Annotated in this window: 4 protein-coding genes and 3 pseudogenes; 5 read left to right on the plus strand and 2 right to left on the minus strand. The window is 61.6% G+C overall.

The annotated features are described in order from the left end of the window. Positions 1-52 precede the first annotated feature (52 nt). Positions 53-753: pseudogene (locus FHS42_RS06785) on the plus strand (class I SAM-dependent methyltransferase). A 75-nt stretch (positions 754-828) separates the two neighbouring features. Here the strand turns inward: FHS42_RS06785 and FHS42_RS06790 are convergent. Further along, on the minus strand, positions 829-1,122 hold the full coding sequence (locus tag FHS42_RS06790; RefSeq protein ID WP_184569669.1) for a MazG-like family protein: 294 nt from the start codon (positions 1,120-1,122) through the stop codon (positions 829-831). An 854-nt stretch (positions 1,123-1,976) separates the two neighbouring features. Between FHS42_RS06790 and FHS42_RS06795 the strand changes: the two genes are divergently transcribed. The 4 genes and pseudogenes from FHS42_RS06795 (at position 1,977) to FHS42_RS06810 (ending at position 8,253) form a co-directional block, all read left to right on the plus strand. Beyond that, positions 1,977-3,980 (plus strand): helicase HerA domain-containing protein, encoded by a 2,004-nt coding sequence (locus FHS42_RS06795; protein ID WP_184569671.1) that lies wholly within the window; start codon positions 1,977-1,979, stop codon positions 3,978-3,980. 3 nt (positions 3,981-3,983) lie between these two features. Beyond that, complete coding sequence (locus tag FHS42_RS06800; protein ID WP_184569673.1) at positions 3,984-5,396, plus strand: hypothetical protein; 1,413 nt, start codon at positions 3,984-3,986, stop codon at positions 5,394-5,396. A 47-nt stretch (positions 5,397-5,443) separates the two neighbouring features. Then, a complete protein-coding gene (locus FHS42_RS06805; RefSeq protein ID WP_184569675.1) occupies positions 5,444-6,655 on the plus strand; it encodes a DNA adenine methylase in 1,212 nt (403 codons plus the stop codon). 399 nt (positions 6,656-7,054) lie between these two features. Beyond that, a pseudogene (locus FHS42_RS06810) lies at positions 7,055-8,253 on the plus strand (IS110 family RNA-guided transposase). 503 nt (positions 8,254-8,756) lie between these two features. Here FHS42_RS06810 and FHS42_RS36140 read toward each other — a convergent pair. After that, a pseudogene (locus FHS42_RS36140) lies at positions 8,757-9,059 on the minus strand (hypothetical protein); the annotation flags it as partial.

Raw genomic sequence — 9,059 nt, forward strand, 5'->3', positions numbered from 1 at the left:
CCCGGGTGGCTTTCGCCCGAACCGGCAGCAGCCCCCGCGCGGTGCCGCCAGGATGACGCGGGTGACGACCACGACCACAGACCTATGGCACCACTACGGCCGGGCCCGCGCCGCGCAGGACCACGCCGTCCCCGACTCCTTCCGCTGGGCCTGGGACCAGCAGGACGGGCCGGGCCCGGAAGTCCTCGGCGACCTCACTGGCAAGACCGTGGCCGACCTCGGCGCTGGCGCCGCCCGCCACGCCGCGCACCTGGCCGTGCACCACGCCCCGAACCGGATCGACGCCGTGGACGCGTCCCCGGCCCAGCACAGCATGGCCACCGCCCTGTACGCCGACCTCGCCCCGCGCCTGCACCTCGTCCACGCGGACGTCGTCGCCCACCTTCGGGCGAACCCGGGCGCCTACGACATGCTTTACAGCCACTTCGGGGCGGTGGACTTCACCGACCCCCGCGAGCTGCTCCCGGCCGCCGCTGACGCGCTCCGCCCCGGTGGGCACCTAGTCTTCTCCACCCTCGCCCAATACTTGTCCGGCAAGCCCGCGCAGCCGGACGTCACGGCCGCCGAGGTGCCGGCGAAGACCCCGGGGGGCGAGAGCGCCACCATGCACCGGTGGGTGTTGCAGGAGCACGTGTGGACCAAGGTCCTGGACCAGGCCGGGTTCACCAACATCCGCGTCGAGGAGCTGCCCGCCGGCGACGGCCCCGGCCTGCCGCCACCCTCCTCGTCACGGCCGAGCGCCCCGCCACCTGAGACCGGGCCGGGGGATGCCGCTGCCCCGGGCCCAGTCTCCTGGTCTCCGGGACAGCGGTGCGTTCGCGCTGAGGGTTAGCTGAGGTTCGGCCGCTCCAAGAGCTTCTGCACTCGCGCGTCCAAAACCTTCTCCGCCTCCTGGTTGATCGTGAGCAGGGCCACCTGGGCAGTCACGATGACGTCGCACAGCTCCTTATCGACGTCCTCCCAGGTGTGGCTGTTGCCCTTGCGCGGGTTGGCGCCGAGGACCCCTGTGATGGCCTCCGCTGCCTCCCCGAACTCCTCACCGATCTTGAGCACGCGCAGCAGGCGCACGTCGCCGGCCGCGGCCTGGCCCTCCTCGTCCAGCCAGCCGCGCAGCTTCCGCACGCCGTCCCACGTCTGGTCCCTGTGGCTCGTCTCCTCGTACGTGTTGCGGCAGCGCGCCGCCGAGCGGTGACACCCCGTTTCAAGATCACACCCAGTTGACACCCAGACACCCAGAAAAACGCAATCAGGGCCGGTCCCCCCGAAGGGGAACCGGCCCTGACCTGCTGTTACGAAGTCGGGGTGGCGGGATTTGAACCCACGACCTCTTCGTCCCGAATGAGGGTCGGTCAAGATCGACACCTGCTTGTTTGCTATTCGCGCAGGTCAGGGCTTTGGTGGCAGGAAGTTTCGTGTGGTGTCGGAGGGGCTGGGGGAGCAGGTCGGCTCCCAGGTGGCTCCCAGCGGGACTTGCCTCGTCGACTACTTCAGCATCTCCAGCGATGGCATTCCACTCATGATCTTTGGCCCACTCAATTGGGCGAGGGGTACCGAGCTGCTCGAAATTTGGAGCCGAGACCTACGCATTACGAGGGCCTGAAAGATCATCTCACCCGGTGCTGTCTGGTGCCGCTACGTCCTGTACTCCCAGGTCAACGACGCCTTCAGCAACGTACCGTCCGATCCATCCGGTGCCAGACCGTCCGCTCACGCATCGCTCACGCACCAAACTGATGCTGCGCACCGGACTCGCGGCCTAGAAGTGCCTGGCCTCACACTGTTGAGCAAGATCGAGCACGCACGCCTCCGCCCCAGGTGGCCAGCCCCCGCTCATCACCCGCTACCTGAGTGCCCGTCAACCTCATCGATACGGCTCACTTTTGTCAGTGGCTCCGTGTAGCGTCCGAGTGACTCTGGACCACATCACACTGCGGTCACGCCCTGCCTTGCGTGACCGGTAGAGGGGGCAAGGCGCGTTGAGTATCACTGAGGGACTCTCACAGTCGGTCGAACTCAAGAAGCCGCTGACCGCACTCGTCAACAAGGGTTGCGTACCCGTCGGCGGCGTCTACCGTCTCGACTATGACTCTGCTGTGGTGTTGACCGATGACTTCAAAAAAGAGAAGGCTGGCGGGGTTCCAAGGGGCGGCTTCCTCCTCGCCGTCGCGGGTGATAACACGCCTTCTGGATTCATACTTGAGGACCAGGAAGTCATCTTGCTCCGAGTCCGCGGCACTGCGCCGCTGCCGAACGAGTCGGAGCTCATTCAAACCCGCCTAGCTGTCGTCCGCGATGCTGGCGCATCAGGGGTAGGATTCGACGACGTCACGGATGTACTAACACGGAACGAACTCCAGCAGTCAGCTTTCGACTGCGAGGTTTTGGGCACCTTTTATACCGAGACGGATTCCCGCGACGCCCTGATCGAATATGGGGCGGATGTTGACAACGTGGTGGTTTCTGCTCGCTACCAAGTATTCCTGCCATCAACTGAGGTGTTGTCGTGGTTGGCCTCCTACCCTGCGCCCGCCGATAAAAAGGATGCCCTCGCGATCGGTAAGGTCCGATTCGCCGCCACACGACGTAAAGCCCTGATTTCCGGAACCGACCAGGCGCGTGTCCATATCAACGTATCTGACTTCGTCGGTCGAAAGACTGCCGTTTTCGGAATGACTCGAACCGGTAAGTCCAACACTATCAAGACTCTGGTTACAGCGGTCCATCAGTACGGCTCGGACCATGGTCGTTCCATCGGTCAGATTATTTTTGATCCACAGGGCGAATATGCCAACGTGAATAAGCAGGACCGCACCGGTCTGCGCCTGCTCGGCGACGACTCAAGTACTGTGCGGATCTACAAGGTAGAACCCAGTTCCGCGGACAGCCGGGAGCAGCCCCTTCGGATTAACTTCTATGACCGCGAGGTACTCGAAGCCGCCTGGAGTCTGGTAAGCGAAGCCACTGCGCCGGTCGATACCAACTACGGGAAGACGTTCCGGTCAGCGGTCCTAGATGAACCCGATAAAGATGATCGCAGTAGGCACGCCCGCTGGGGGTGGGCTACGGTCGCCTTTTACGGCCTTCTGGCTAAGTGTGGATTCTCGGCGCCGAATTTGCCGCAGGCTCTTGTCATCCCTGCCCCATCAGGCCCGATGACGGACTTTATGTCCTCCCATCCAAATGCTGTTGCACAGGCTGGCCGGGCAGGGAGCTACCGCGTCCTCAGCCCTGCAGGCGCGCTGGCACTTGCCGAGTGGGTTGGTGAGCGAGAAAGCGACTTCCCCAAGTGGCACGACACTAAGGACTGCCATTTCACCGCCATCTGGAATGTTTACAAGTATACGGGTGTGACTTCGTCCATTCACACTATCCGACCATTCCACGGGCCCGAATCGGCAGGGGACGTCGGTGAGCACCTGTGGAATGACATGCTGGCAGGGCGACTTTCAATCGTGGACCTTTCCAGCGGAAACGACATGGTCGCGAAAGTCATGTCCGAACGCATCGTCACCCACCTCTTGAACCGTGCAAGTGAACGGTTCCGCACCGACCACGATCCGGTAGACATGCAGATTATCGTCGAAGAGGCACACAACCTCTTTGAGCGTGGTGGACGCGACGTGGCCGACGATCCCTGGGTACGCCTGTCGAAAGAGGCAGCAAAATATCGAATGGGGCTGATCTACGCGACACAAGAAGTCACTTCCGTCGACAAGCGAATGCTGTCAAATACATCGAATTGGCTGATCGCGCACCTCAACTCCGATCACGAAACACGCGAGTTGGCGCACTATTATGATTTCAAGGTATGGACTCCGAGTATCATCCGCGCAGAGGACGTCGGTTTTGTGCGGATGAAAACCTATTCAGGAAAGTACATCGTCCCGGTGCAGATTTCCAAGTTCGATCACTCGATGGTCAATAAGGCCCGAATCGCCGCCGGCCTGACAGGCATTGATATCGCGAACGAAGGCGAGTAAGTCGTGCCTTACGAAGGAGAAAAGGCTTCTAGGCTAGGCCACGTGGATACGGTGAGGAATGAAGCAGTCCGCGCTGCTCTTCAACGCTGGTCCATCACTAGCGCTCGCCCCGATAGCGGAAAGGAAATCACCGAACTGTGCTCACCTCTCGAAGATTTGCCGCTCTCAGGCAAACTCGAGGAGGTCGACTTCTCAATCACGGTTGACGGATCAGACACCGAGGTCGAGGCCACTCGAAACCACCCGACGGTGAAGGTCGGCTATCTGAGAGTTGCCGGATCAGTGGTGCGACTCGACGCCTTTCGTAAGCTAGCGCGAGTAAAGCATATCGACCCACGTGAAGTCCGTAACTCCCACTCCGAATACGCTTTCGACGTAGCTCTCCCTGGATCTCAACTGACTCGGCCAGGAATGAGTGGCGTAGAAACCTGGCGCGCGGAACTCGAAGATTTTCTCCGCAGTTCGCGTTTCGACTCCAACACCGAGATGACCCTCGCAGATGCGCTCCTCGCGCTGCACGGGACTCGGGGCAGACCTGCGACCGAAATCAGCCTGCGCGTTTGCCCGGGATGCGGCCTGAAGGCGACCAGCAGCTTCACGCTTACAGCTACCAAAGAGGGTGGGTCGTGCCAGTCGTGCAACACCCACCTCTATCTTGCGGACGTCTTGCGAACTCACGAGGAATATAACGACGAAGGATCAAACTTCACCCCTCTTGGGCGCGTCATGACAGCAGCTGAGAGGCTGATGTCCGTGTGCTACTTGAATTTCTTCGCCGACACCGCACCTGAAGTCCTTCGACACACTCTATTTATTACTGATGGACCGCTGGCAATGTTCGGCCCTCTTGCCCCGCTCAAGCGTAGGTTTGAGGAGCATCTGGGCGACCTCGGCGCTTGGTGCGCTAAGCGGAACCTCGTCGCCCCGCTGATTGTCGGAATCGAGAAAACTGGCGCTTTCGTCGAGCACGCGGAGTTGATCAAGGATCTAATCCCGTTGGGTCATGTAATGCGGCTAACGAACGCTTATATTAATAAGATTTCCGGGCGCCCTGAGGGTAATCACTATGGTGTGGATGAATTCTACGGACGCCGCTTTATCTACCGCACTCGAACAGGAGATCCTCTGGTAATTACAGTTCCTCCCCAGGCAGGACTCTCGCCATACGACGGCGGCAGGCCGGAGGTCGAGGGTTGGGATGCCTATCCGACACTCCGTCTGATATGTGAGATCCTCGACTCGCTTAGGACCCGCATGTACCGGCATGCTGTCGTGCCCATCGCCCTCGCCCACTCGGCAGCCGCTCTGCCACTCGGCGTGGGGCGCTCTGTCTTGACGATGATGGCTCAGCAGAACATCCCAGGGCTGAAACTTGACCTCCAAGCGGTGCAACCACCGACATACTTCAAGAACTAGGCTCGATCATGTTCCGGATCACTACTGCCATCCGGCAAGATGGGGCGGTGACCTCAGTGACCTCGTCGGCGTCTGCCATCAGCGCAAGCACCACTGCTCGGATTTCCAATCCATTCGGTGCCGACAAGGCGATCCACGCTCAGGCGCGATCCCTGCCGCAACAGCTTGAGCCCATCTCTCACGCACTCTCCCACGGCCGTTACCAGTCCCCCTTGCGTTATCCAGGGGCTAAGTCATCACTGTCGCCCGTGATCGCACGGATAATAACTTCCGCGAAGCAATCTCGGGAGGTTCCCGAAGTAAATCTTCTAGTGGAGCCGTTCGCCGGCGGTGCATCGGCATCACTTCGCGCGATTGGTGAGGGAGTCGCAGACCGTATTCTGCTCGCAGACGCTGACCCGCTAGTCACGTCCTTCTGGCAAGCAGCTGCCGATGATACCGAGCAGCTAATCGATCGCATGTATGGTGAATGGAACCGTTACATTCGCAATGGTGGCGTGTCAGGCGTGGAGCGATGGGATTACTGGCGCGTTTGGGCGCCACGCCCAGAGATGGATTCACGTGATCGCCGCATGAGTGTCGCGATGCAATGCCTGTTCCTTAACCGGACCACCTTCTCGGGAATCTTGCATGGCAAGGCGGGGCCCATTGGCGGGCGCGCTCAGGCCAGTGCCTACCCAATCGGATGCCGCTGGAATCCAGACGCGCTTGCGGAACGAATTAGGTATGTCGGCCACCTCTACACCATCGGACGTCTAGTAGACGTATGGTGCAAGGACTGGCGACAAACGCTTGAAGACGTGCCTGAGCAATACCCACAGCTCCTGCCTTCCCGCGTAGTTGCCTACCTGGACCCTCCATATATCGAAAAGTCTTCGCTTCTGTATCGAACGTCGTTTGATCCCCACGGTGGCTACGGAAGCAACGGGCGCACTTCGGACACCCGCCCCGGAATTGACACACTTCACCTCGACCTAGCCGGATACCTGCGGACAAAGGCACAGTTCCGGTGGCTACTCAGCTACGACAATTACCCCCTGCTCATGCAGAGCAAATGGCTTTATGGCCAATCCAGGATGGCACCGACAGATATCGATCGCGAGACTCTTGGGGTACGTCAGTGGCGGATTAGTAAGCGGTTGGTTGCTACACGCTACTCTGCAGGTGGACGGTCGGGAAAAAAATCCGCCGAGGAATTGCTAATTACCACGCTCCCCCCGTCGACTGTGCCAGTAGACGATCAACTGCGCTTGCCGTAATTTGCCGCCAAAACAGCCGGTGCCAGTGGACGCCTGAATAGCCCCGTTCGGGGCAGGTGAGTTGATAGCTCCTGTGCTGGCGGAGGTCGCGGTATCGGGCCGGCTGCGTGGGTACCCGACGAACCCGTCTGATACAGAGTGGGTGGGCGGTACTGCCCCCCCATTACCGTCTTCATTGGCTCCGCAACGGAGCTTCCGGCCTCCGGGACCGGCATGACTTCCCCCCTTGTTAACCATGATCCGGGGGGTGATGTCACCGGCTCCGGAGGCACTGACTGACCGCTGATCAGGGGCATAACCACCGACCTCTCCGCAGGTCGGGAGGCTCTTCGTAATGTGGATGTGGCGATCGGTGCCGTGGCTTCGAGGCCGGATGAGCACAACCGGAGGTTGCACGTGATCGACACCGGCGACATCGACGTCCATCTCGGCCTGGACGTCGGCAAAGGCGAACACCACGCCACCGCGGTGAACCCGGCCGGCAAGAAGGTCTTCGACAAACGGCTGCCCAACACCGAACCCAAACTCCGCGAGCTCTTCGACAAACTGACGGCCAAGCACGGCACCGTCCTGGTCGTGGTCGACCAGCCCGCCTCGATCGCGCCCTGCCGCTGGCCGTGGCCCGTGACACGGGCTGCCAGGTCGCCTACCTGCCCGGATTAACAATGCGGCGGATCGCCGATCTCTATCCCGGCGAGGCCAAGACCGACGCGAGGGACGCGCTCATCATCGCGGACACCGCCCGCTCGATGCTCCACACCCTGCGGTCCATCGAGCTCGAAGACGAGACGATCGCCGAGCTGGAGATGATCGTCGGCTTCTACGACGACCTGACCGGCGAAGCCACCCGCATCGCCAACCGGCTGCACGGCCTCCTCACCCAGATCCACCCCTCACTGGAACGCGTCCTGGGCCCCAGGGTCCAGCACCCGGCCGTGCTGCTGATGCTCCAACATCACGGCTCACCAGCCAAGTTGAGGAAGGCAGGACGCCGCCGCCCGGTCACCCTGATCCGCCCCAAGGCGCCCAGGATGGCCGAGCGGCTCATCGCCGACGTCTTCACCGCACTCGACGAACAGAGTGTCGTCGTCCCGGGCACCGACGCCGCCGCACTGATCGTCCCCAGCCTGGCCGGCTCCCTCAAAGCCGTCCTTGACCAGCGCAAACTCCTCGCCACCCGGATCGAAGAACTGCTGGAGGCCCACCCTCTTTCGAAAGTCCTGACGTCCATGCCCGGCATCGGCGTCAGGACCGGAGCCCGCATCCTCATCGAGGTCGGCGACGGCAGCACCTTCCCCACCGCCGCCCACCTCGCCGCCTACGCCGGACTCGCCCCCGCGACCAGAAACTCAGGCTCCTCCATCCGCGGCGAACAACCCTCCCGCAGGGGAAACAAGCAGCTCAAACGGGCCTTCTTCCTCTCCGCCTTCGCCTCGCTGGGCGACCCCACCTCGCGCACCTACTACGACAAAAAGATCGCCCAGGGAAAGCACCACACTCAGGCTCTGCTCTGCCTCGCCCGCCGCCGGGCCGACGTCCTGTTCGCCATGCTCCGCGACGGCACCTTCTACGAACCTCAACCCGCCCCAACCACTTGACCGAAGTCATAGGGGCACCCCCCCACGGCCGCCTCCGAAACCAGCCGATCCTTTCGTAGGGCATGAGTTCGCCAACGCCGAGTTGCCCTACGAGGTGCGTCAGACCACCGGCCATGCGCAGATCTTGCTCGCGCTGGCGCTCGTCACGTTAGGGAAGGCCCCTGGGTGGGGCGTAACTGTCCTTTGTTCGTAGCGGACTTCGAAACTGCACGTTGCCGCCACGCCCTACGAAAAGTGGCAGCGGGTGCCTCCAGTACGTACTCCGCACCACCGCCATCCCAGTGGGTGCCTGGGCGCCGCCCACTAACTCCGTCCAGACCAAAGCTGCGCTCCGGAAGGCAATTTTCGATGGCAGAGCCAGCGACGCTTCATCTCGACAGAACGTCTCAAAGCGGCCGCATTCGCAGTTCGGCCAGTGTCTAAAGCCGGGCACTCACTCAAGGGGGCCGACGGTACAACGAGAGCCCCAGGCTGGCGATTGAGGCCGCCCCTTTCGTTGTGTATCAACTCCTTGCGCGGACTACTTCATCAATGCTGGGGCGGATCTCTGCGTCGTAGGAGAGCATGTGTCCGATCAACGCTCCGAGTTTGCCTGTTATGTCCACAGGTCGGTGCGCGCCGTTCACGATGGCCTGCCTCTGCTTCGGGCGCGAGGCGTCGTCCGGATATGCAACTGCCCGCGACCCTGTCGCGGAGATGAAGAGCGAAGCACCCAGTGAGCCTTTTTCAACCTCCTGACGTAGCTGCGTACTTGGGGTGACAACGAAGTGAAGCCCCTGGTAGATGGGTTTCGACCAAGAGAACCG

The organism is Streptomyces zagrosensis (genome assembly GCF_014203645.1).
GTDB classification, from domain to species: domain Bacteria; phylum Actinomycetota; class Actinomycetes; order Streptomycetales; family Streptomycetaceae; genus Streptomyces; species Streptomyces zagrosensis.